General features: G+C 73.8%; 19 protein-coding genes and 1 riboswitch. Of the genes, 10 read left to right on the plus strand and 9 right to left on the minus strand.

The window, feature by feature from the left end:
* Positions 1–458 precede the first annotated feature (458 nt).
* Both ACIG5E_RS04165 and ACIG5E_RS04170 read right to left on the minus strand, forming a co-directional pair.
* The gene (locus ACIG5E_RS04165) at positions 459–1,160 is read right to left on the minus strand and encodes a response regulator (RefSeq protein WP_396531334.1); all 702 of its coding nucleotides are present in this window, start codon (positions 1,158–1,160) and stop codon (positions 459–461) included.
* Positions 1,157–2,389 (minus strand): sensor histidine kinase, encoded by a 1,233-nt coding sequence (locus tag ACIG5E_RS04170; protein ID WP_396531336.1) that lies wholly within the window; start codon positions 2,387–2,389, stop codon positions 1,157–1,159. The genes ACIG5E_RS04165 and ACIG5E_RS04170 overlap by 4 nt, the downstream gene beginning before the upstream one ends.
* Before the next feature lie 340 nt (positions 2,390–2,729).
* Between ACIG5E_RS04170 and ACIG5E_RS04175 the strand changes: the two genes are divergently transcribed.
* The 7 genes from ACIG5E_RS04175 to ACIG5E_RS04205 all read left to right on the plus strand — a co-directional run bounded on the left by ACIG5E_RS04175 (position 2,730) and on the right by ACIG5E_RS04205 (position 9,510).
* Entirely contained in the window at positions 2,730–3,290 is a 561-nt protein-coding gene (locus ACIG5E_RS04175) for a heme-binding protein (protein WP_396531337.1), read from the plus strand.
* Between the two features lie 258 nt (positions 3,291–3,548).
* Positions 3,549–3,971, plus strand: coding sequence for a hypothetical protein (locus ACIG5E_RS04180; protein ID WP_270145841.1), 423 nt, complete (start codon positions 3,549–3,551; stop codon positions 3,969–3,971).
* A gap of 109 nt (positions 3,972–4,080) precedes the next feature.
* The gene (locus tag ACIG5E_RS04185) at positions 4,081–4,965 is read left to right on the plus strand and encodes an NAD(P)-dependent oxidoreductase (RefSeq protein ID WP_396531339.1); all 885 of its coding nucleotides are present in this window, start codon (positions 4,081–4,083) and stop codon (positions 4,963–4,965) included.
* A 249-nt stretch (positions 4,966–5,214) separates the two neighbouring features.
* A complete protein-coding gene (locus ACIG5E_RS04190; RefSeq protein ID WP_396531340.1) occupies positions 5,215–5,793 on the plus strand; it encodes a flavodoxin family protein in 579 nt (192 codons plus the stop codon).
* 331 nt (positions 5,794–6,124) lie between these two features.
* Complete coding sequence (locus ACIG5E_RS04195; protein WP_396531341.1) at positions 6,125–7,267, plus strand: LPXTG cell wall anchor domain-containing protein; 1,143 nt, start codon at positions 6,125–6,127, stop codon at positions 7,265–7,267.
* Positions 7,268–7,427: 160 nt separating this feature from the next.
* Positions 7,428–8,654, plus strand: coding sequence for a hypothetical protein (locus tag ACIG5E_RS04200; RefSeq protein WP_396531343.1), 1,227 nt, complete (start codon positions 7,428–7,430; stop codon positions 8,652–8,654).
* A gap of 79 nt (positions 8,655–8,733) precedes the next feature.
* Positions 8,734–9,510, plus strand: coding sequence for a MerR family transcriptional regulator (locus ACIG5E_RS04205; RefSeq protein WP_396531344.1), 777 nt, complete (start codon positions 8,734–8,736; stop codon positions 9,508–9,510).
* A gap of 27 nt (positions 9,511–9,537) precedes the next feature.
* On the opposite strand, the gene ACIG5E_RS04210 is transcribed toward ACIG5E_RS04205, so the two are convergent.
* Positions 9,538–10,665 (minus strand): helix-turn-helix domain-containing protein, encoded by a 1,128-nt coding sequence (locus tag ACIG5E_RS04210; RefSeq protein ID WP_396531346.1) that lies wholly within the window; start codon positions 10,663–10,665, stop codon positions 9,538–9,540.
* A gap of 235 nt (positions 10,666–10,900) precedes the next feature.
* Between ACIG5E_RS04210 and ACIG5E_RS04215 the strand changes: the two genes are divergently transcribed.
* Together ACIG5E_RS04215 and ACIG5E_RS04220 are read left to right on the plus strand one after the other, a co-directional pair.
* Positions 10,901–11,587, plus strand: coding sequence for an RNA polymerase sigma factor (locus ACIG5E_RS04215; protein WP_396531347.1), 687 nt, complete (start codon positions 10,901–10,903; stop codon positions 11,585–11,587).
* On the plus strand, positions 11,584–12,993 hold the full coding sequence (locus ACIG5E_RS04220; protein ID WP_396531348.1) for a hypothetical protein: 1,410 nt from the start codon (positions 11,584–11,586) through the stop codon (positions 12,991–12,993). The genes ACIG5E_RS04215 and ACIG5E_RS04220 overlap by 4 nt, the downstream gene beginning before the upstream one ends.
* A gap of 46 nt (positions 12,994–13,039) precedes the next feature.
* On the opposite strand, the gene ACIG5E_RS04225 is transcribed toward ACIG5E_RS04220, so the two are convergent.
* Positions 13,040–14,539, minus strand: coding sequence for an aminopeptidase P family protein (locus ACIG5E_RS04225; RefSeq protein WP_396531350.1), 1,500 nt, complete (start codon positions 14,537–14,539; stop codon positions 13,040–13,042).
* Positions 14,540–14,663: 124 nt separating this feature from the next.
* A complete protein-coding gene (locus tag ACIG5E_RS04230; RefSeq protein WP_396531351.1) occupies positions 14,664–16,124 on the minus strand; it encodes a PP2C family protein-serine/threonine phosphatase in 1,461 nt (486 codons plus the stop codon).
* A gap of 619 nt (positions 16,125–16,743) precedes the next feature.
* Between ACIG5E_RS04230 and ACIG5E_RS04235 the strand changes: the two genes are divergently transcribed.
* Positions 16,744–17,415, plus strand: a complete 672-nt coding sequence (locus ACIG5E_RS04235; protein ID WP_396531352.1) for a bifunctional DNA primase/polymerase — start codon at positions 16,744–16,746, stop codon at positions 17,413–17,415.
* A gap of 218 nt (positions 17,416–17,633) precedes the next feature.
* On the opposite strand, the gene ACIG5E_RS04240 is transcribed toward ACIG5E_RS04235, so the two are convergent.
* From ACIG5E_RS04240 to ACIG5E_RS04255, 4 genes are all read right to left on the minus strand, one after another.
* Positions 17,634–18,617, minus strand: a complete 984-nt coding sequence (locus ACIG5E_RS04240) for a DUF5926 family protein (RefSeq protein WP_396531353.1) — start codon at positions 18,615–18,617, stop codon at positions 17,634–17,636.
* Between the two features lie 104 nt (positions 18,618–18,721).
* Positions 18,722–19,372, minus strand: coding sequence for an ATP-binding protein (locus ACIG5E_RS04245; RefSeq protein ID WP_396531354.1), 651 nt, complete (start codon positions 19,370–19,372; stop codon positions 18,722–18,724).
* Between the two features lie 176 nt (positions 19,373–19,548).
* Positions 19,549–20,373 (minus strand): glycerophosphodiester phosphodiesterase, encoded by an 825-nt coding sequence (locus ACIG5E_RS04250; protein WP_396531355.1) that lies wholly within the window; start codon positions 20,371–20,373, stop codon positions 19,549–19,551.
* Positions 20,374–20,472: 99 nt separating this feature from the next.
* Positions 20,473–21,891, minus strand: coding sequence for a purine-cytosine permease family protein (locus ACIG5E_RS04255; RefSeq protein ID WP_396531356.1), 1,419 nt, complete (start codon positions 21,889–21,891; stop codon positions 20,473–20,475).
* Positions 21,884–22,032, minus strand: a riboswitch (TPP riboswitch). Its footprint overlaps the gene before it by 8 nt.
* Between the last annotated feature and the right edge of the window lie 178 nt (positions 22,033–22,210).

Here is a 22,210-nt window from a genome sequence, read left to right on the forward strand (position 1 = left end):
GTCCCCCCGGACCCGCTCCACGCCGCCTCGTCGCGCGGCTTCGGCGCTGCCGCTCCCCCCGACACCCCGGCAGCCCCGCCGTCCCCCCTGGCAACACCCTCCGGCGAGAGCGTCCACACAGACCCCGGCGAGCCCCCACCTCCGGGGACGTCGTTGATCTCACGCTAACAAACCGCGTGGTTGGTTTGTCAATAGCGAGATCCACGAAAAATCCACAATCGTGGCGGTCTGGTCGGATCGGTGTGATGGGCGTCCCACCAGCCAGTTGTGGGTTCATCAGGGTCGTGCGCGGCTGTGCCGCACGCCGGGACGCGGGAACCGCGCAACCTGGAATCCGACATTCCGAGCATCATGTCAGCACGGAGTGACACTGCGCGAGTGCCCAGCGCAGTGATGCGCCCCGGACGACGAGTCGAGCGGGGCCCTCGACGACGCCCGATCAGCCCGACGGCGCCCGCTCAGCGCAGCAGTCGGCGCTCCTTGGCCACCGCGACCGCCCCCGCCCGGGTGTCCACGCCCAACTTGTCGTAGATCCGCCCCAGATGGGTCTTCACCGTCGCCTCGCTGATGAACAGTGCCCGGGCGATCTCCCGGTTGCCCAGCCCCTGCGCCAACTGTTCGAGGATGTCCTGCTCGCGCTCGGTGAGCTGCGGCGCGGGCGCCCGCATCTGCGCCATCACCCGGGAGGCGACCGGCGGCGAGAGCACCGTCCGGCCCTGCGCGGCGGCGTGGACGGCGGCGAACAGCTCCTCCGGCCGCTCGGCCTTCAGCAGGTATCCGGTGGCGCCCGCGGCGATGGCCCGGGTGATGTCGGCGTCGGTGTCGTACGTGGTGAGCACCAGGACGTGCGGCCCGCCGGGGGCGGCGGTGATCCGCCGGGTGGCCTCCACGCCGTCGATGCCGTCCCCGAGTTGGAGGTCCATCAGCACGACCTGCGGCGCCAGCTTGGCGGCCAGCGCGACGGCCTCCTCGCCGGTGCTCGCCTCGCCGACCACCTCGATGTCGCCCGCACTGGCGAGCAGCGCCAGCAGGCCGGCCCGTACCACCGCGTGGTCGTCACAGACCAGCAGCCGGACAGCGGACGGGCCGGACGCTCCGCCGGGCGCCGTACCGGACGCACCGCCCGGGGCGCCGTCCGAGGTGTTACGCGCTGCGTTCATCGCTGCTCCAGGGGGATCGCGGCGGACACGACGGTGCCCTCGCCGGGGGTGCTCTCCACCGTCAGCGTGCCACCCAGCTGCCGCAGCCGGGCACGCATGGCCGGCAGCCCGTACCCACGGGCGCTGCCGGAGCTGCGCCGCTCCCCGGCCGAGGGGTCGAAGCCCTGCCCGTCGTCGGCGATGTCCAGCACGGCCTGGTCGCCCAGGAAGGACAGCGTGATCGCGGCCGCCGAGGCCCCGGCGTGCTCCCGGACGTTGGCCAGCGCGCCCTGGGCGATCCGCAGCAGCGCGGACTGGACGGCCGTCGGCAGCGGGACGGGCGTGCCGTCCAGGTGGAACCGGACCGGCAGCCCGCTCTCGGCGGACTCCCGCTCGGCCAGCGCCCGCAGCGCCCGGTCGAGGGTGCCGCCGTCGGCGAGTTCGGCCGGAGCGAGGTCGTGGACGAAGCGGCGGGCCTCGGCCAGGTTGCGGGCGGCCACCTCGGCGGCGGTGCGCACGTGGGTACGGGCGGTCGCCGGGTCGGCGTCCCAGGTGCGGTCGGCGGCCTGCAGCAGCATCCGCTGGCTGGACAGGCCCTGCGCCAGGGTGTCGTGGATCTCCATCGCCAGCCGCTCGCGCTCGGCGAGGGTGCCCTCCCGCCGTTCGGTGGCGGCGAGTTCGCGCCGGGTGCGGACCAGGTCGGCGATCAGCGCGCGCTGCCGGGCGGCCTGCCGGGCCATGAACAGGAACACCCCGGTGGCCAGCGCGGCCACCGCGGGCGGCAGCAGCACGAGCGTGGCGTCCGCGGTGCCGGGCAGCCGGATCTCGGCGATCACCACCAGCAGCGTCAGAGCCGCCACCAGCGGGATCGCCGCCTTCGCGGGCAGCGCCCGGAGCCCGGTGTAGATCAGCGGGACGGCGCACCAGGCGAAGCTCGGCGCGAGCAGCACCAGCACCACCCAGAGCGCGACCACCAGCGCCACCGGCCACCGGCGTGGTCGGCCCGGCGCGGCCGGGCGGCGGTGTTCGAGCCAGGAGGCGGCCGGCTGGGCGACGGCCAGGGCGGTGCTCAGCCCGATCACCCAGGGGATCCAGGGGCTGTCGGCGTGGTGGGTGAGGTAGCGGCTGAGCGCGGCGGCGAGCAGCAGCAGGAAGGCGGAGTCCAGCAGCAGCGCCAGCCGGCCGGCGTCCGGGTCCCCGGCGTCGCGACCGCCCGAGGACGGGCCGGCGGACGGGCGGGTCTGCTGCACGGGGGCTCCTGGCGCTACGGGCTCTGGACCGCGCTCGGTCGATCGCGGCGGCGGATCGGTGCTCGCCGTACGGACCCGTGCTCGGCGGCACTGACCTGCACCGATCCCTCGATGGTGACCCGTCCGGCCCGGTCCCGCATCAGCCGATCGGTTGACGGTGCCGTCCCCCATCATGCCCGGGCGGTCGCGCCGGACCGCCGATGCCGCGCGCCCGTATCCGGCCGGAGGATCGAAGCGGAGCCGGGCGGTCCCCCCTCTCGCCGCCCGGCCCCGAACCCCCTGCGGCCCCCGCAGATCCCGCAGACCCGCAGACCCCGTGATCCCGTTGAGGAGCTGGACCATGAAGAAGACCTCCGTGCGCACCCGGGTGCTGACCGGCACCGCCGCCGTCGCCGCGCTCGCCGCCGCCGGCGTGGGCGCCGTCTCGGCCAGCGCCGAGACCACCGACACCCCGGCCTCGCCGGCCGCCGTCAAGGTCGACACCCAGAACAGGAACCTCGCCCAGAGCGCCGGCCTGAACATCGACGCCGCCACCCGCGCCGCCCAGGCCGCCTTGGACGCCGCGAACAAGGCCGGCCAGCACGTCTCGGTCGCCGTGGTCGACCGGGACGGCGTCACCCGGGTCCTGCTCAAGGGTGACGGCGCCGGCCCGCAGGCCCCGGAGTCGGCCGAGCGCAAGGCCTTCACCGCGGTCTCCTGGAACGCCCCGACCTCGGAGCTGGCCAGGCGACTGGCCCAGGCCCCGAACCTGAAGGACATCCCGGGCACGCTGTTCCTGGCCGGCGGCGCCCCGGTGCAGTCCAAGGGCGCTCCGATCGCGGGCATCGGTGTCGCGGGCGCGCCCAGCGGCGACCTGGACGAGCAGTTCGCACAGGCCGGGGTCGCCGCGCTGGGGAAGTGATCCTGGCGCGGTGATTCCGGCGCGGTGATTCCGGCGCGGTGATCCCGGCGAGTCCCGGCGCAGTGACCGTGGCGCAGTGACCCACCCCGGCCGGTCGGCCCGCCTCCAGGGCGCCGACCGGCCGGACGTGTTCCGACCCGGGCCACTCCCCCCACCGTGTCCTCGTTCGGGTGAACAAGGGAGGGGTCGCCGCAGAACAGGCGGTGACCCTTTGAAAAGCCGGTGTCGTTGTCAGTGCCGCGTGGCAGGCTTCCCGGTATGACGGCGTGGACCCTCAACGACATCGAACGTGCGATCCGCTCATCCTGGGGTGTCGACACCTGTGCGCCCGAGGACCTGGCCCACTGGCGTCCCGACAATCCCGCCCGCGGCCAGTGCGGGGTGACGGCCATGGTGGTGCACGACCTGCTCGGCGGCGAGCTGATGATGGGCGAGGTGCACGTCGACGGGGTCCGGACGGACCTCCACTGGTGGAACCGCTTCGCCACCGGCTTCGAGATCGACCTCACCCGCGAGCAGTTCGGCCCGGAGGAGCTGGTCGGCCCCGGCCGTCCGGTCGCCCGCCCGGCCCGCCCCGGTCGGCTCCAGGCCCAGTACGAGCTACTGCGCCACCGCGTGGTCACCGAGCTGGAGCGCGGGGCGGCCGCGAGCCGGATCCGCCGCCCGGTCCGGGTCGCCTAGCGCGTGGCCCAGGACCGGTGCTGACCACCCCGGCCCCGAGCCTCCCCTGACGTACAGTCGGCCCCGGACGGACCACCGTACGGGTGGCGGCGACGACGGGAGTGCGCGGATGAGCGGGGCGACGGTCGGTTTCGTGGGGCTGGGCGCGATGGGGCGGGGCATGGCCGGCAGCCTGCTGCGGGCCGGTCACGCCGTACGGGTCTGGAACCGCTCGCCCGAGCCGGTGGCCGCCCTGGTGGCCGAGGGGGCGGAGGCGGCCGGTTCGCTCGCCGAGGTGTTCGCCGCCGACACGGTGGTCTCCATGCTGGCCAACGACCAGGCGGTCGAAGGGCTGCTGCTCGACCCCGAGCTGCTGGCGGGCGCGAAGGCGACCCTGCACGTCAACATGGCCACCGTCTCGCTGGCGTTGGCCGAACGCGCCGAGGAGCTGCACGCCGAGCACGGCATCGGCTACGTCGCCGCGCCCGTCCTCGGCCGGCCCCCGGTCGCGGCGGCGGGGAAGCTCAACATCCTGGCCGCGGGCGCGCCCGAGCTGCTGGACCGGGCCGAGCCGCTGTTCGCCGCGATGGGCGAGCGCACCTGGCACTTCGGCGACGGCCCCCGGCAGGCCAACACCGCCAAGATCAGCACCAACTTCCTGCTGGCCTGCGCGATCGAGTCGATGGCCGAGGCGTGCAGCCTGGCCGAGGCCCACGGCGTGCGGCCCACCGACCTGGTGGAGATGCTCACCGGCACGCTCTTCCCCGGGCCGGTCTACTCCGGCTACGGCTCGATGGTGGCCGAACGCCGGTACGAGCCGGCCGGTTTCCGGCTCCCGCTCGGCCTCAAGGACGTCGGCCTGGCGCTGGAGGCCGGGGCCGCGCGCCACGTCCCGCTGCCGTTCGGCGGCATCCTGCGGGACGCCTTCCTGGACGCGCTGGCGCACGGCGACGGGGAGAAGGACTGGGCCGCCGTCGCCGAGGTCGCCCGCCGCCGGGCCGGCCTGCCGGACTGAGCACCCGCCCTGCAAGACCCGGCCCGCCCTGCAAGACCCGGCCCGCCCGGCAAGCCCGGCCGGCCCTGACTGCTCTGCCTGCCCTGCGTACTCGAAGCGCCGGGCAGGCACCGGGCAGGCACCGGACAAGCGGCGCGCAGGCAGCTCGCAGGCAGCGCGCAGGCTCCCGGTCAGGGCGCGGGCGCGGAATACCCGGCGCGCGGCGGGTGCTTGCACCTCTGTCCGCAACACCCGCCCGGGGGAGTACTGATGACCGTCCAGCCGTCCGGCGCCGAGGCGCCGCGCCGTTTCCTGTTCCTCGACGCCAGCTCGCGCGCCGGCGGCAACAGCGAACAACTCGCCCGACTGGCCGCCGAGTCGAGCCTGCCCGAGGGTGCGGAGCAGCGCTGGCTGCGGCTCGCCGACCACCCGCTGCCGCCCTTCCAGGACCTGCGGCACACCGGTGACGGCAGCTACCCGGAGCCGGTCGGCCACGAGCGGACTCTGCTGGAGGCCACCCTGGAGGCCACCGACCTGGTCTTCGTCGCGCCGGTGTACTGGTACGCCCTGCCGACCACCGCCAAGCTCTACCTCGACTACTGGTCGGCCTGGTTCCGGGTGCCCGGGGTGGACTTCCGCGCCGGGATGAGCGGCGGCACGCTGTGGGACGTCACCGTCCTGGCCGGCACGGAGGACCATGCCGAGCCGATGATCGGCACGCTCAAGCTGACCGCCGAGTACATGGGGATGCGCTGGGGCGGTGCGCTGATCGGCAACGGCACCCGCCCGGGAGACGTCCTGCGCGACGAGCGGGCGCTGATCGCGGCCAAGTCCTTCTTCTCCGGCTGAGCCGGCGCTGCGGCCCCGGGTCGGCGTCACGCCGGCCCGGGGCCGACCGACGTATTCACGCAGTCGAGGACCGTGCGCTACCGCCCTTTCGGGCGTGTACCCGTCACTCTGCGGTCATCTTTTGGCAAAGCGCAAAAGCCTTATCGGAGGACGGAGTTGGGCGATTCGGGCGCCCCGGGCCTGGAAGTTGGTCACAGCGGGGCACCTGCCTTCCGGAGTGGCTGGATCGTTCGGTACTCTCCGTCGGACTTTCAGCTTCGCGGGGGGTTCGTGGCGTCTGCGGCCGCCCCCTCGCGCCCGGGCCTCGCCCGGACACTTCCGTGAGGTCTCCTTGTCCATACGTCGCAGTCTTGCCCTGGCCGGCGTCGCCGCGCTCGCGTCCTCGCTGGTGCTGGCCGGCGCCCAGGGCGCCATGGCCGTCGGTTCCACCGGCACCCCGTCCGCCGCCGCCACGCAGGCGGACCAGAAGTCGAAGTCCGCCCTCGACCTCTCGGTGCACGGCGTTCCCGGCACCTTCATCGCCGGCGGTGCTCCCCGTGAGTTCACCTACCGGATCGACAACTCCTCCAAGCACGACGACGTCTTCTACCCGTTCGTGAAGCTCAAGAACAAGCAGGGCTCGCTGGAGGCCAAGCACCTCAAGGTCGAGTACCAGCTGCCCGGCGAGGGATGGCAGACCGGTGTCGCCGCCCCGGGCGGCGGGGAGCACGACGACGACTCCGTCCTGATGCTGCTCGGCGGCGTCGGGTCGGACGGCGACGTCACCGACGACTCCCTGCTGGTCCTGAACCGCGGCGAGAGCCTGACCATCAAGGTGCGGCTGTCCTTCACCGACAACGCCCCGCTCGGCCGGGCCGGTCTGGTCCCGGTGGTGTTCGCCGGCACGCTCGACGACGACAGCCACCTGCCGGTCGACAACGGCGCCTTCAGCTGCGACGGCATCCGCGGCGCGGGCTTCACCATCAGGAAGGCGACCCCGACCCCCACCGGCAAGCCCACCCCGACCCACACCGGCAAGCCGACCCCGACCGGGACCGGCACCCCCTCGGCGAGCCACACCCCGAGCTCCAGCGCCTCGCCGACCACCACCCCCACCACCGAGCCGACCACCCCGGCGCCGACCACCCCGGTGCCGACCACCCCGGCCCCGGGCACCGCCTCGCCGTCCGCCTCCGCCTCGCCGTCCGCCTCGACCGGCGCCCCGGCCCCGTCCGGCGGTGCCACCGACGGCGGCAGCGACGCCCAGCAGCCGATCGACATCCCGGTGTCCGTCCCCAACGTGACCCCGCCGAAGATCACCCAGGCCGGCGTCACCAAGGCCAAGGCGGCCGCCGACAAGGCGAGCAAGAGCCTCGCCACCACCGGTGGCGGCGATGACACCACCGCGATCGCGGCCGCCGGCGGCGCCGTGCTGGTGGCCGGTGTCGGCACCCTCGTGGTGCTGCGTCGCCGCAAGGCGGGTCAGCAGAGCTGACCCGGGACTGACCAGCGGGGGGCTTTTCCCGAGCACCCCCGTGAGCACCCCGTGCCGCCCGGCCGTCCTCGCGGACGGACCTCCGGGCGGCACGGGCCGTACTCCTCCGTCACATAGGATGTCCGGCCGGAGGGGGGCGGAACGGCGGGGAGAGGGACAGGTGCGGGGAGAACGCACGGCACGGGCCACCACCGACTACGAGTCCGCGACCGGTCGGATCGCGGGCCTGCCACTCCGCAGGCACCACGTGCTGCTGACGGCGTGGACGGTGCTCTGGTTCTTCCTGGTCGAGCCCAGTGGCGGGTTCTCCTGGCACTACCTGCGCCAGGGTGAGCAGCTGCTCTTCAGCAAACAGCCCGACGGCGGGCTCTCGCTCTACGCCCACCACCCCGAGCTGCAGATCGGCCCGGTCAGCCTGGCCGCCGCCCGGCTCACCGCCCCCTTCTCCCCGCACGTCGGCCAGCTGGTCGCCGAGGCGGTGAGCGCCGGGCTCGGCCTGGTGATGCTGGTCCTGGTCGGCCGTACCGCCGCCCTGTACTACCTCGGCACCGGCATCAACCACCGCCGGCTCCAGCAGCGCCTGCTGATCGCCGGGCTGGCGTTCATCCCGATGTGGGTCGAGGTCTCGGTCCGCTTCGCGCACCTGGACGACGTCCTCGCGCTGTTCTTCACCACCCTCGCCGCGCACGCCCTGGCCCGCGGCAAGCCCGTCCACGTCGCGGTCTTCCTGGCCCTCGCGGTCGACTCCAAGCCCTGGGCGATCGCCTTCGCCCCGCTGGTCCTGGCCCTGCCCCGGCCCGCCTGGCTGCGCACCGCGCTCTGGTTCTGCCTCCTGGTCGCGATCGCCTGGCTGCCGTTCTACCTGGGCAACCTGGACACCATGGCGGCCGCCAAGTTCACCATCCCCAACCAGCCGGCCTCCGCGCTGCGCTGGTTCGGGGTCACCGACCCGGCCACGCCCTGGTGGGACCGCCCGACCCAGTTCGCGCTCGGCATCGGCCTCGGCTGCGTCGCCGTCTGGCGCGGCCGCTGGCCGGCCGTGGTGCTGCTCGGCGCGGACGCCCGGATCCTGCTCGACCCGAGCGTCTACACGTACTACACGGCGTCGATCCTGCTCGGCACCCTACTCTGGGACGCGGTCGGGCAGAAGCGGCTGGTCCCGTGGTGGAGCTGGATCGCGCTGGCCGCGCTGTACGGCGGCACGCTGTACCTCCCCTCCGACTCGGCCCGCGGCTTCGTCCGGCTCGCCTTCGTGGTGGTCTCCGCCGCGTACGTGCTGCTCTGGCCCACCCAGCAGACCCGCCGGCCGCGGCCATCGGTCCGGGGCGGCGGGGACGGGCGCCGTCGGGCGGCCCGGAGGCGCGAGCGGGAGCTGGTCGACGCCTGAGCCCGCCCGGAGGCGCGGCTTGACCCTCACGCGACGTGAGAGCGCAGGGTGGTGGTCAGCACCAGGGAGGAGTTTCCGGATGAGCGAGGACGAGGGCCACTCGGTCGGCGCCGTGGCGAAGATCGCCAAGGTGACCGTCCGCACCCTGCACCACTACGACGAGATCGGCCTGCTGTCCCCCGCGGGCCGCACCCGGGCCGGCTACCGCCGCTACGTGGACGCCGACCTCGACCGGCTGCAGCAGATCCTGTTCTACCGCGAGCTCGGATTCTCCCTGGAGGAGATCGCGGCGATCCTGGACGACGACTCGGTCAGCCCGAGCGAGCACCTCCGGCGGCAGCACCGGTTGCTGACCGACCGGATCCGGCACCTCCAGGACCTCGCCACAGCCGTCGAACACGCCATGGAGGCACGCAGGATGGGCATTCAGCTGACCCCGGAGGAGAAGTTCGAGATCTTCGGCGAGGGCTACCAGGAGGAATGGGAGCAGGAGGCCGAACAGCGCTGGGGCAACACCGAGGCCTGGGCCGAGTCCCAGCGCCGCACCGGCGGCTACACCAAGGCCGACTGGCAGCGCATCCAGACCGAGATGACCGAGCTCAACACCCGCCTGGCCGAGGCGGTCACGGCCGGCGAGCCCGCCGAGGGCACCGCGGCCATGGACCTCGCGGAGGCGCACCGGCAGCACATCTGCCGGAACTTCTACGACTGCACCTTCACCATCCACCGAGGCCTGGCCTGCCTGTACGTCTCGGACCCGCGCTGGACCACCACCTACGAGGAGCTCGCCCCCGGTCTGGCGCAGTGGCTGCACGACGCGATCGTCGCCAACGCCGACCGGCACGAGAAGGCGTAGCGGGGGCGTGGCGGGAGGCGTGGCTGGTCACGCCGCCCCGCGCCCGAAGGAGCGCCGGTAGGCGGTCGGCGAGGTGCGCATCACCCGGCCGAAGTGGTGGCGGAAGGTCGCCGCGCTCTCGAAGCCGACGGCCGCGGCGATCTCCTCCACCGACCCCTCCGGCGACTCCAGCAGCGCCAGGCTGGCCGCGATGCGCTGGGTGACCACCCAGCGCATCGGGCTGGTGCCGTTGCGGGCGGTGAAGTGCCGCAGGTACGAGCGGTCCGACATCCGGGCGGCCCGGGCCAGCACCGAGACGGTCAGCGGGTCGGACAGGTGGTCCAGCGCCCACTGCATGCTGCGGGCGACCCCGTCCTCGTCCTCCTCGACCGGGCGGACCGCCGCCTCGATGAACTGGGCCTGCCCGCCGTCCCGGTGCGGCGCCACCACGAAGCGGCGGGCCACGCTGTTGGCCACCTTGGCGCCGTGGTCCCGCCGGACCAGGTGCAGGCACAGGTCGATGCCGGCCGCGCTGCCCGCGCTGGTCAGCACGTCGCCGTTGTCCACGTACAGCACGTCCGGGTTGACCCGCACCCGCGGGTACCGCTGCTGCAGCAGTTCGGCGTACCGCCAGTGGGTGGTCGCCTCCTTGTCGTCCAGCAGCCCGGCGGCAGCCAGTGCGAAGGCGCCCGAGCAGATCGACACGATCCGGGCGCCGCGCTCGTGCGCCGTCCGCAGCGCCTCGACCAGACCGGGGGAGACCTCGCCGCTGAAGGCGTTGCGCACGCCGGGGATGACGACGGTGTCGGCCGCCGCGAGGTCGTCCAGGCCGTGCCGGGCGGTCAGCGCGAAGCCGCCCACCGTGTCCAGTGCCGCCCCCGGCTGGTCGGCGCACACCTTCAGCCCGTACCAGGGCGCCGCCAGCAGCCCGCCCAGCTCGGGCCGTGCCAGCCCGAACACCTCGACCACCACGCCGAGTTCGAACGGCGCCATGCCCTCGAAGGCGTACACCGCGATGTCGTGCACCGGCTCCGGGCGCCGGCCGATGGTGACGGCCACCGGACGCGACCGGGCGGCCCGGTCCCCGGCGGTCGACTCGGCGATCCGCCCTGCGATCCGCCCTGTGATCTGCTCGGCGGCCTGCCCTGTGATCTGCTCGGCACCCTGCTCGGTCATGCGGAACCCCCTGCTCACGGGTGGCGGAATCCTGGGGAGTGTAGCCGTTGCCGCCACCCCGGATCTTTCCTCGAATCTCCCTGCAACCTCCGCCCGTCTCACACGTCCATTGGTACGGGGGCGGAGAGAGCCGGGCCGGAAGTGGCTGCGAGGATCTCCCCGATCAGGATCTTGGTCAGTGCCTGACGGTCCGGCGAGGGCGCCGTCACCGTCCCGGGGGAAAGCAGAACCGTACATGTCCATGGCCATCGGGCCGTTCGCCGCGCCACGGCGGGGGCGCGGCTTCTCCGTCCGCGGAGTCCGCGGAGTGGTCGTCGCGCTGTTCGGCGCGCAGGAGGCCGGCGAGCCGGACTACGCGCTCACCAGCGACCAGCAGGCGGCCCGGCGCCGCTCCGGCTTCCGCCTGCTGCGCGGCGGCCGCATGCCCGCGGAGGACCGGCCCACCCTGACCGACCTGTACCACGCCCACCGGCTGGGCCTGGTCCGGATGGCCGTCCTGCTGGTCGACCACCAGGACCTGGCCGAGGACGTCGTGCAGGAGGCCTTCACCCAGCTCTACCAGCGCCACGGCGAGCACCTGGACGACCTCGACAACGCGCTCGGATACCTCCGGACCTCGGTGGTCAACGGGGCCCGCTCGATGCTGCGCCGCCGCAGGACCGCCCGGGAGTACGTGCCCCCGCACGAGGCCGACGCCCCCTCCGCCGAGGACCACGCGGTGCTCAACGACGAGCACCGCCGGGTGCTCGTCGCCCTGCAGGAGTTGACCCCCCGCCAGCGCGAGGTGCTGGTGCTGCGCTACTGGTCCGACATGTCGGAGGCGCAGATAGCCGAGACCCTGGGGCTCTCCCGGGGCGCCGTGAAGTCCACCGCCAGTCGCGCCCTGGACGCCTTGGAAAAGCATCTGGAGAAGGTTCGATGACCGACAAGATCCCCCGCCCGCGGGGCGGAGACGACGACGGATCGGCCGGGACCCCGACGGAACGGCTGCTCCGCGAGGCGATGAACGCCCGGACGTCCCTGATCACCGCCCACGACCTGCGCCCGGCCGCGCCCCCGAGGAGCCGGGTGCGCCGACTGCGCCCGATGTACGCGGTCAGTGTGCCGGTGCTCGGCCTCGCCGCCGCCGCGGCGATCGGCGTGGTCACCCTGCACAGCACCCCGGTCGCCAAGCAGGACGTCCCCCCGCCCCCGGCCGCCGGCCTCTCGGCCTCGCCCGGTCCGACGCCCACCCCGACCCCGAGCGCCACCGCGAGTGCCACCCCGACCGATGACGCGCGGACGCAGCAGCCGCTGGCCGACAGCACCCCGACGTCGACCCAGTCGGCCACCGGTGCCCCGACCGGGCCGGCCACGCCGTACACCTTCCGCGGCGTCAAGTTCAAGCTGCCGGCCGGCTGGCGGGTCGCGCCCGCCGACCCGGCGGACTACCACCTGTGCGCCCTGAGCCCGGGAGCTCCGCAGGGCGCCTCCGCGCAGAACTGCCAGCCGTACGGGGTGGACCTGGCGGTCTTCGACACGGAGTCGTCGGGCTGGCCGTCGACCGCCGATCTCGATGCGCAGAGCGGTTGGGGCCACCAGCCCAACTGCCCGATCTGGGGCGATCCGCATCCGCCCGCCGCGGGGGAGTCCGTCAGCAGCGCGGGCCCGACGAAGAGCACGCCCACCGTTTCCGGCCGTCCCGCGCTCAAGTCGCAGTGGCAGGTGACCTGTGGCCAGACGCCCTTCACCGCGCAGGTCTGGGCCCTGCCCAAGGACCAGGTGTTCGTCTCGGCGGTCGGGCTCAAGGACGACTACCAGGCCGGGCTGCAGTCGATCGTCAACAGCCTCGACGTGAGCGGTCATCAGGCGGCCCCGTCGACGGCGCCCGGCCAGAGCGACATCACGGTCAGCGTCGACGGCCTCGCGGCCGGGCAGCAGCTGAGGGTGGGAAGCGCGGTCGTCACCTTCTCGGTGACGTTCCGGAACACCGGCCAGAGCACCTCCGGCCAGCTGGAGCCCCTGGTCTTCACGGACCGCTACGCGGGCACGCCGACCGCGCCCGGCCAGCAGCTGCCCAACGACGGCAGGCTGGAGCTGCAGACCGACAGCGGCTGGATCCCGAAGCCGATGTCCCCGGGCGCCGACACGTCCTACGCGACGGCGCGGGACGAGGAGCTGTTCTCGCTGGCCCCGGGGCAGAGCAGGAAGCTGACCTACCGGCTGACGATGGGGCCCAAGAGCGGTCCCGGGGACATGCCGTTGCGGGCGCAGGCCGTGCTCCCGTACCGCGGCGGCGACCTGACCGTGCTCGGTCGCCAGGACGTCACGGTCAAGCTCGTCTGGTAGTGCGGAAGGGCCCGGCCCACGGGGGCCGGGCCCTTCAGTGCTCGGTTCAGGCGAGCGAGGCCATCCACGCCTCGACGTCCTCGGAGCGGCGCGGCAGCCCCGCCGAGAGGTTCTCGTTGCCGTCCGCCGTGACCAGGATGTCGTCCTCGATCCGGACACCGATGCCGCGGTACTCCTCCGGCACGGTCAGGTCGTCCTGCTGGAAGTACAGGCCGGGCTCGACGGTGAGCACCATGCCGGGCACCAGCAGCGCGTCGACGTGCTCCTCGCGGCGGGAGTGGGCGCAGTCGTGGACGTCCAGGCCGAGCATGTGGCCGGTGCCGTGCAGGGTCCAGCGGCGCTGCAGGCCGAGCTCCAGGACCTTCTCGACGTCGTAGACCGAGGCGTCCAGCAGGCCCCAGGCGAGCAGCCGCTCGGCGAGGACGCGCTGCGAGGCCTCGTGGAAGTCGCGGAAGCGGGCGCCCGGCCTGACCGCGGCGATCCCGGCCTCCTGGGCGTCGTACACCGCGTCGTAGATCTTCCGCTGCAGCTCGGTGAAGGAGCCGTTGATCGGCAGGGTGCGGGTGACGTCGGCGGTGTAGAGGGTATGGGTCTCCACGCCGGCGTCCAGCAGCAGCAGCTCGCCGGGGCGCACGTCGCCGTCGTTGCGGACCCAGTGCAGGGTGGTGGCGTGCGGGCCGGCCGCGGCGATGGTGCCGTAGCCGACGTCGTTGCCCTCGACCCGGGCGCGGCGCCAGAAGGTGCCCTCGATCCAGCGCTCCGAGGTGGCGACGGCCTGGCCGAGCTCGCGGACCACGTCGGTGAAGCCGTTGACGGTGGCGTCGCAGGCGGCGCGCAGCTCGCCGATCTCCCACTCGTCCTTGACCAGCCGCAGGCCGCTCAGGAACTCCTTGAACTCGGCGTCCTTGTCGGCGTCCAGCACGTCGGCGAGCGCGGCCTCCAGGCCGGCGTCGTAGCCGCGGACGATCCGGGTCGGCGCGGCGGAGCCCTTGGCGCGCTCGGCCAGCTCCTCGGCGGCCTTGCGGACGTCGCGGGCCGGCAGGCCGAGCAGCTGCTCCTGCTCGCTCAGGCTGTGCCGGCGGCCGACCCACAGCTCGCCGTGGCCGTCGAGCCAGAACTCGCCGTTCTCGCGGTCGGAGCGGGGCAGCAGGTAGAGCGTGAACTCGTGGCCGGCGTCGCCGCTCGGCTCGCCGACCAGCACCGCGTCCTCGGTCTGGTCACCGGTGAGGTGCACGTACTCGCTGGAAGCGCGGAAGTTGTAGTCGGTGTCGTTGGAGCGCACCCGCAGGTTGCCGGCGGGGACGACCAGGCGCACGCCGGGGTGGGCGGCGGACAGCGCGGCGCGGCGCTCGGCGGCGTAGCCGGCCTGGGCGATCGGGGCGAGGCCGTGCAGCTCGGTGTCGGCCCAGCCGGACTTCATCGAGGCGGACAGCTCGTCCGAGATCTCGCCGTAGAGGCCGTTCTTGCGGCCCTTGAACTGCGGCGGCTCCTCGCCGCCCTCGGCCTCGGGATTCTCGGCCACCGCGGGGGTCCGGTCCTCGGTCACGTGCAACGCCTCCTTGGGGGTGGTACCGCCGCCCTCGGGGGAGGTGTCGGGTCGCGACACGCGCGGGCGGCCGTGCGTCCATGGTACGGACGCCCGGCCGATCGTCGGTTCGGGGCTCGGACGGCTACTCGAACCGCGCGGCCAGCAGCATCAGGTCGTCGGTGGCGGGGGCGGCGTCCGGGTCGGGGCAGACGGCGAGCAGGTGGGCGCAGAGCCGGTCCGGGTCGATCCGCACGTCGCGCGGGGCGTCGGCGGCGGCCCGGCGCAGGTTGGCCTGTCCGGCGTGCAGGGTCGGGCCGCAGCGGCGGGCCAGGCCCTCGGTGTAGAGCAGCAGGGTGTCGCCGCGCTCGGCGGTGAACTCGACCCCGGGGGCCTCCCAGCAGGCCAGCATGCCGAGCGGCGCGGAGAGCGAGGTCTCCACGAACTCGGCGCCGTACCGGCCGACCAGCACCGGCGGGCAGTGCCCGGCCCCGGCCAGGGTGATCCGGCGCTCCTCGGGTTCGACCCAGGCGTAGACGGCGGTGGCGGTGCGGGTCGGCTCGGTGGTCTTGAGCAGCAGTTCCAGGTCGCCGAGGACGGAGACCGGGTCCTCGCCCTCCAGCACCGCGTACGCCCGCAGCGCGGCCCGGATCCGGCCCATCGCGGCGGCCGCGCAGGGGGCGGAGCCGGGGCCCGCGCCGGGGCCGTCGCCGGAGACCGAGCCGACGGTGAGGCCGACGGTGCCGTCCGGCAGCGGGATGGCGTCGTACCAGTCGCTGCCGCTGGAGCGGTCCAGGCCGGCCGGGACGATCCGGGCGGCCAGCCGGAGTCCGGCGGTCCGCGGGAGGTGGTCCGGCAGCAGGCCGCGGCGCAGCGCCTCGGTGGTGCGCTGGACGCGCTCGGCCTCCAGCTGCTTGGCGAGCAGCAGCGCGGCGATCTCGCAGTAGCGGCGGACCAGTTCGCGCTGGCACCGGGTGGGTTCGGCGGGCCGGTCGTAGAACCAGACGGCGGCGGCGAGCGGGCCGTCCTCGACGGTGGCGAGCGGCAGGCCGACGGCTCCGCCGAGGCCGAGGTGGACAGCGAGTTCGCGCAGTCGGCCGCCGATGGCCGGGTCCTCGGCGAGGTCGGGGGAGTGCAGCTGTTCGGGCCGGTCGTGTTCGCGCAGCAGCCGGGTGAGCAGGCTCTGCTCGGTCGGGACGGTCTCCAGGGCGCCGAGGCTGGCCCGGTCGAGGCCGAGGCCGACGGGCTGGCCGTGGCCGCCGCCCGGCATCAGGGTGACCAGGACGCCGCGGCTGGCGCCGAGCAGGGCGGCGCCGGAGGCGAGGACGGCGTCCAGGGTGGCGGCGAGGCCGCGGGCGCGGGCGAGGCGCTCGGTGTGCTCGTGCAGGCTGGTGATATCGGACAGACGTCCGGCCAAACGGTCCTGCACTGAGGCGGACGGCGCCGTGGGGCCGTCCTCGGCGCCGTCGGTGCCGCCCTCCGGTGCGTCGGCGGTGCCGGGCAGGTCGGGCGGGTCGAGGACGGTGAGCCCGCCTGCGCAGCCGGGTTCGCCCGGTTCGGCGGTCGTCGGCGACGGGTGGGAGGCCGACGGGTGGGAGTTGGTCATGCCGCCACTCCTGACGCGGTGCTACGTGCCATGCGGAACCCCCAGGTACGGCCGATGTGGAGCGAGCACGGCCAAAGGGCGTGTTTCGCCTCGATTCGCTACTACTCGTCATTGATCGACAGCAATGCCACCACTTCTACACAGGCCATTCGGGGCATGTCCAGATCCGGGACGACGCGGTGGCCGGTTCCCCATCCGCTCGACCCGGTCGGAGGGCGTGCACGGTTCGTGCGCGCGCCGGTCGTGGCCGCAGGCATGGAGCGAGCCGGGAACGGGCAGAACCGAGGGGACGGACCGGGCGGCCGTCCGGATCGTATGTCCGTGCCGCCCGCGTTCCCGGCTGGCCGGAAGTCTCTCACTCGTACGGTGGAACCAAGCGCGCCCGGGCGGCGTCCATCCGGTCGCGTACGGGATTCTCGTTCCAAGGGCTGTTCCAGTGCGCGGCCCTTCTCATGTCGTGCTCCACACCGTGCTCCACGTCGTAGCCGCGCCGTCCGCCATGCCGTCCGCCCCGCTTCGCGTCTCCCCGGGGCCGTGCCGCCGCGGGTCCGCGCGGCGAGTCCCGACGGACGTCGGTGGGGCGGAGCGAACCGAGCGGTCAGGGAAAGGAACGAGCGCCATGCGTGAGAACCCGAAGAGCCCGAAGAGCCGGTCGCAGGAGTCGTCCGCCCGGCTGGCCGCGGCCCTGACGGCCGCCGTCGAACACCGCTGGCCCGTGGTGCCGGGCACCGTGCTGTGCGGCGGCCGCTGCTCCTGCGGCGACCCGGACTGTCCGGCGCCCGGAGCCCACCCGCACGACCCCTCGCTGCTGGCCGCCACCACGGACGCCCGGATGGTGCGCTGGTGGTGGGAGCGGCAGAGCCCGGACGCGCCGGTGCTGGCCGCGACCGGCTCCGCGGTGTCGGCGGTCAGCCTGCCCGCGGCGGCCGGCGCCCGGGCGCTGGTCTACCTGGGGGCGCTGCGGCTGCCGCTCGGGCCGGTGCTCGCGATGCCGGGCCGCTACGCGCTGTTGGTGGCCCCGTACTCGCTCGACGCGTTGGGCGAGATGCTCGCCCAACTCCCTTGGGTCCCGGGCTCGTTGCGCTACCACGGGCCGGGCGGCTTCCTGCCGCTGCCGCCCGGCGGCGGGGCCGTGGGGGTCCCCCCGGCCGGAGGCTGGGGGAGGGTGCGCTGGGTGCTGGCGCCGCGACGGGCCGTGGGCGGCGGGGTCTGGTTGCCGCAGGTCGGGCCGCTGCTGGGCGAGTTGGTGGAGGCGACGGTCCGACTGGACAGCGGCCGCTCGGCGTACTGACGGACCGCCGGGCCGTACCGGGCTCCGGGCCCGGTGGTGCGGGGCGTTCCGGAAAAACAAAAGATCCGGCCGCTGGCGACGGGGGATGCACCAGCGGCCGGACTCTTTAGACAGTAACAAGGATCCGCGCCCGCGCCAATTTCCAAGACGCCCTCCAGGCCCGGAAATTGCGGCTTCACGGTGACAATGTGACGCGTATCACCCGGATCCTGCGCGCTTTAGTTCAGGGTGACCTGACGGTTCACCAGGTTCGCGCGGGCACGCCGCTCCTCGGCGGTCAGCGGGGTGGCGTCGGCGAGGACGGCGGCGAGCCGCTCGCCGAACTCGGCGGCTGGCTTCTCGCAGTCGGCGGCGGTCATGGCGAGCGGGAGGTCCCACACCGGGACGGTCAGGCCGTGCGCGCGGAAGGAGCCGACCAGCCGGGTGTCCGGGCCGAGCGAGGCCTCGCCGGCGGCGTTCAGCCGGGCCAGCGCGTCCAGCAGCTGCTCCTCGGGCACGGTCATCACCCAGCGCAGGTGGTTCTTGTCCGGGGTGCCGCACCAGTAGGCGGCGTCGACGCTGTCGAGCTTCTCGGTCGGGATGGCCGAGGCGTTGGCGCGCTCCAGCGAGGCGGCGACCTCGCCGGTGGCGGTCTCGGCGTCCTCCAGCCAGAACTCGAAGCCGGTGTGCACGGTGGGCGTGAAGGCGGCGGTGGTGTCCAGCAGGTCCTGCAGGCGGCGGCCGCCGGGGACGGTCCGGCGGGCCGGGACCGGGCTGCCGGGCTCGGTGGCCAGGGCCAGCTCCAGGGCGTCCGCGAGGTCGCGGCTGAGGTCGCCGGAGGAGGACTGGGTCTGCAGGCCCAGCAGGATCGAGCCGTCCGGGCGGCGCAGGGCCGGCCAGGCCAGCGGCAGCACCGTCGCCAGGGTCACCGACGGGACGTCACCCTCGGCGGTCCCGGCCACCCCGGCGGCCAGCGTCAGCGGCACCGTGGCGGCGGGCACCAGCTCGCGCAGCGCCACCCAGTCGGCCTCGCCCTGCAGGCCCTCGAACGGGCGGTGCACCAGCTCCTGCACCGCGTGCGAGGCCTCCCGGCCGTGGCAGGCCTTGTAGCGGCGGCCCGAGCCGCAGGGGCAGTCCTCGCGGGCCCCGACCACGGGGATCTCGCCCGTGACGGCGGTGGTGGACTGGCGCTGCGGCGCCTTCTTGGCGGCCTTCTTGCCCATGCTGCGGCTCTCCCGGGGACGGTGGTCCTTTTCACCGGGAAGCCTACTGAGATTCCCCCGGCGCGCGGGAACGCGCCGGGGCCGGCGTCGTGCGCGGCCGGTGGCTACGCGCTGCGTGCGTCGCCCCCGGTGCGCCGGGCGTGCCGGGCGCGCGCGGGCAGTGCCGCCCAGACCGTCACCTCGCCGGGCGCGTCGCGGACGCCCCAGTCGCTGGCCAGCTGGTCGACGATGCCCAGGCCGCGGCCGCCGCGCGAGTTCAGCGAGGGGCTGGCGGGCACCGGCCGGGTGCCCGCGCCGCCGTCGGTGACCTCCAGGGTGAGCATGCCGTCGGCGTGCATCTGCCAGCGGACCAGCACTCCGCCGTCCGGCTCGGCCGGGCCGTCCTCGCGCTCCCGGCCGCCCGGCGCCGGGTGCGTCCCGGAGGGGACGCCGACCAGCACCTGGTCCACCACCTCGGCCCGGGCCCCGCGGCCCAGGGCCCGCAGCGGGCCGAGCGGACGGGCGTACCGACAGGCGTTGCTCAACAGTTCGGAAAGGATCAATACAGCATCATCAATGACCGGTTCCGGTATCTGCCGGTCACCCAGATCTCGACGCAGTCGGCGCCGTGCGACCCCGACACTCGCTGGGCCGTGCGGCACTGCCATGGTCGATGAAGTAGGCACTTCGCGCGCCACCATCAACGCCACCCCCGGACCTCCTTCAGCGTATGCCGAGGGATGGATGCCCCTTGGTAATGCGTCGGAAACGACCATCGGGGGGATCCCGCGAGTCCATTTCGAGCCGCGCGACGCAGGGTCGACAAGAGGTCATTCCGCGCTCACCCTCCGTCGCCCGCACGCAAGAATTCCGGCAATACCGTGCGCGGAAGGTTTGACTGCCGACCAGAGTGATCGGGTTCCACCGGTACGGCGGCGGTTCCCGCCCCGGATCACCGCCCGAGCTGCGCCAGCACCTCGGCGGGCCGGTTGGTGATGATCGCGGACACCCCGAGCTCCAGGCAGAGCTCGACGTCGGCCGGTTCGTCCACCGTCCACACGTGCACCTCGTGGCCCAGCTCGCGCAGCCGGGGCACCAGCTGCGGCTTGGCCTTGATCAGCTCGATGCCCGGACCGGCGATCCGCGCCCCGCCCGGCAGCGGGCGGCCCGGGCGCAGCTGGCCGAGCAGCGGCAGCATCCGTTCGATCAGGAACACCCGCTGGTACTGGGGCGCGGTGGCGGCCACCCGGTCCAGCGCGATCGAGGAGAAGCTCATGATCCGGGCGGACGGGCGGTCGCCCTCCCGGGTCGCACCGATCTTGAACCGCTCCAGCATCCGCAGCAGTTCGGCCTCGACCCGGCCGCGGAACCGCACCGGGTGCTTGGTCTCGATGGCCAGGTCCACCGGGCGGCCGCAGTCCACCACCAGCTCCAGCAGCCGCTCCAGCCGCAGTACGCCGCGCAGTTCGGGGTCGGTGCTGGGCCTGCCGGTCTTCCAGGCGCCAAAGTCGTACGCCTCCAGCTCGGCGAGGGTCATCGCGGAGACGGTGCCCCGGCCGTTGGAGACCCGGCGGATCCGGCGGTCGTGGACGCAGACCAGGTGACCGTCGGCCGTCACTCGGACGTCGCACTCGACGGCGTCCGCGCCCTCGTCGAGCGCGCGCCGGTAGGCCGCGAGGGTGTGCTCGGGCAGCGCGTGGGAGGAACCGCGGTGGGCGATCACCTGGACGGAGGGCGCGGTGCGCGCCGCCGCCGGGGGCAGGTCTGGGCTGGTCACGGGCCCAACGATAGGGGGCACAGGTGTCGCGGAGGCGAAGACGGTCCCAACCTGTGGGGCCGGCCCCGCCTCCGCGGCCCGCTGCGGTCCGGCGCGGCCTCAGACCCGCGCGGTGCGGCGGGTCAGCGGGGTGAGCGCCCAGGTGGCCAGCGCCGGCACCAGGAAGGCGAACAGCGAGGCGGAGGTCCACTCCTGCGGGGTGAAGTGCAGCGCCCCCTGGGCGGAGGTCCAGAAGTCCACCCACCAGCCGGCCACCGCGGTCGGCGCGATGAACTGGTAGACGACGAAGCCCAGCACCCACGGCAGCAGCATCAGCCAGCGGGACGGCGCCCGCTCCGAGAGGTCCCAGCCGTGCCGGCCTGCGCCGAAGAAGTAGTCCACCGCCAGCACCGCCAGCAGCGGCACGAACACCGAGCCGATCAGGCCGAGGAAGTTGCTGTAGGTGTCGGTGAACCGGTCGATCCGCAGCGCCAGCACGGTGGTCAGCACGCCGATCCCGCCGCTCAGCACCCGGCGGTCCACCCGCGGCAGCAGGTTCTGCAGCGACATCGCGGTCGAGTACACGTTGGCGAAGGACTGGTCGGTCTCGCGCAGCACCAGCACCAGCAGGAACAGCCAGCCGGCCCAGACGCCGAGGAAGGAGTCGAAGATCCGGCTCGGGTCGCCGTCGGACTGCAGCAGCGCCATCAGGCCGAGCACGTAGCACCAGACCTGGGCGACGGTGTAGCCCGAGAAGCTGCCCCAGAAGGACGAGCGCGGGGTGCGCGAGTGCCGGGTGTAGTCGGCGGCCATCGGGACGAAGGAGATCGACACCGCGATCATCGCGTCGGTGGCGCCCAGGAAGCCGTGCCAGTTGCCCGCACCCGGGTCGGGCACGCCCTGCCGGCCCAGCTGGACGGTGAAGTACACCATCGCGACCGCGACCGCCCCGGCCACGAAGCGGCGCAGCACCGCGATCGAGCCCAGCGGCCAGATCGTCAGGGCGGTGGTCAGCGCGCCCGCGAGCAGCACGAACAGCCAGCGGTAGCCGGTGGTGTGGGCGACGGTCTGCGCGCCCGCCGCGATGGTCAGCAGCTCGAACACACCCCAGCCGATGCACTGGACGATGTTCAGCACGGTCGGCAGGTAGGACAGCCGGGTGCCGAACAGCCCGCGCAGGTTGGCCATCGCCGGGGCGCCGGTCCGGGCACCGATCAGCGCGGCCACGCCGAGCATCGCGGTGCCGACCGCCGTACCGGTCACGATCGCGGTCACCGCGGCGGCCAGCGACAGTTCGCTGCCCTTCTCGCCGAGCACCGTGGCCGCGGTCGAGAAGCCGATCAGGCTGACGCCGAGGTTCATCCAGAGCGCGAAGTGGTCCCGGAAGCGCAGGGTGCGCGGCGGCTCGGTGTCCAGCACCAGCGGTGCCTCGACCCGGTGGTCGAGCAGCGCGGTGGCCGCGTCCGAGACGGTCGGAAGACCGGAGAAATCCTTGGACGCGGGCGCGCCCGAAGAAGAGGATGGCGAAGCAGGCGGCATGGCCGATACTCCCTACGCCGGCATTACCCGGACAGGTTCCGGCGGTCAGCGCCCCCTCGACGGTCGGCCTGTCGCTTGCCTGGCGTACCGTCGACATGCGCACTCTCAGCCTGGTGGGTCCAAGCTCCCGCGTGTCAGTTTGGAGCGACAGGCTAACCGGCACGGGTACGAACGCCAAAGGCCACGGGGTGCGCGGTCCGCATCGCGGGATGCCGGACGGGGGTGGGGAGCCCCGGTCGTCGGTGGCGGCTAAGGATTCTTATGAGTTCTTCAGAGGGGTCCTTACGGCAATCGAATCGACAGTGCGAAAAACTATGGT

Source organism: Kitasatospora sp. NPDC053057, assembly GCF_044546945.1.
Classification (GTDB): domain Bacteria; phylum Actinomycetota; class Actinomycetes; order Streptomycetales; family Streptomycetaceae; genus Kitasatospora.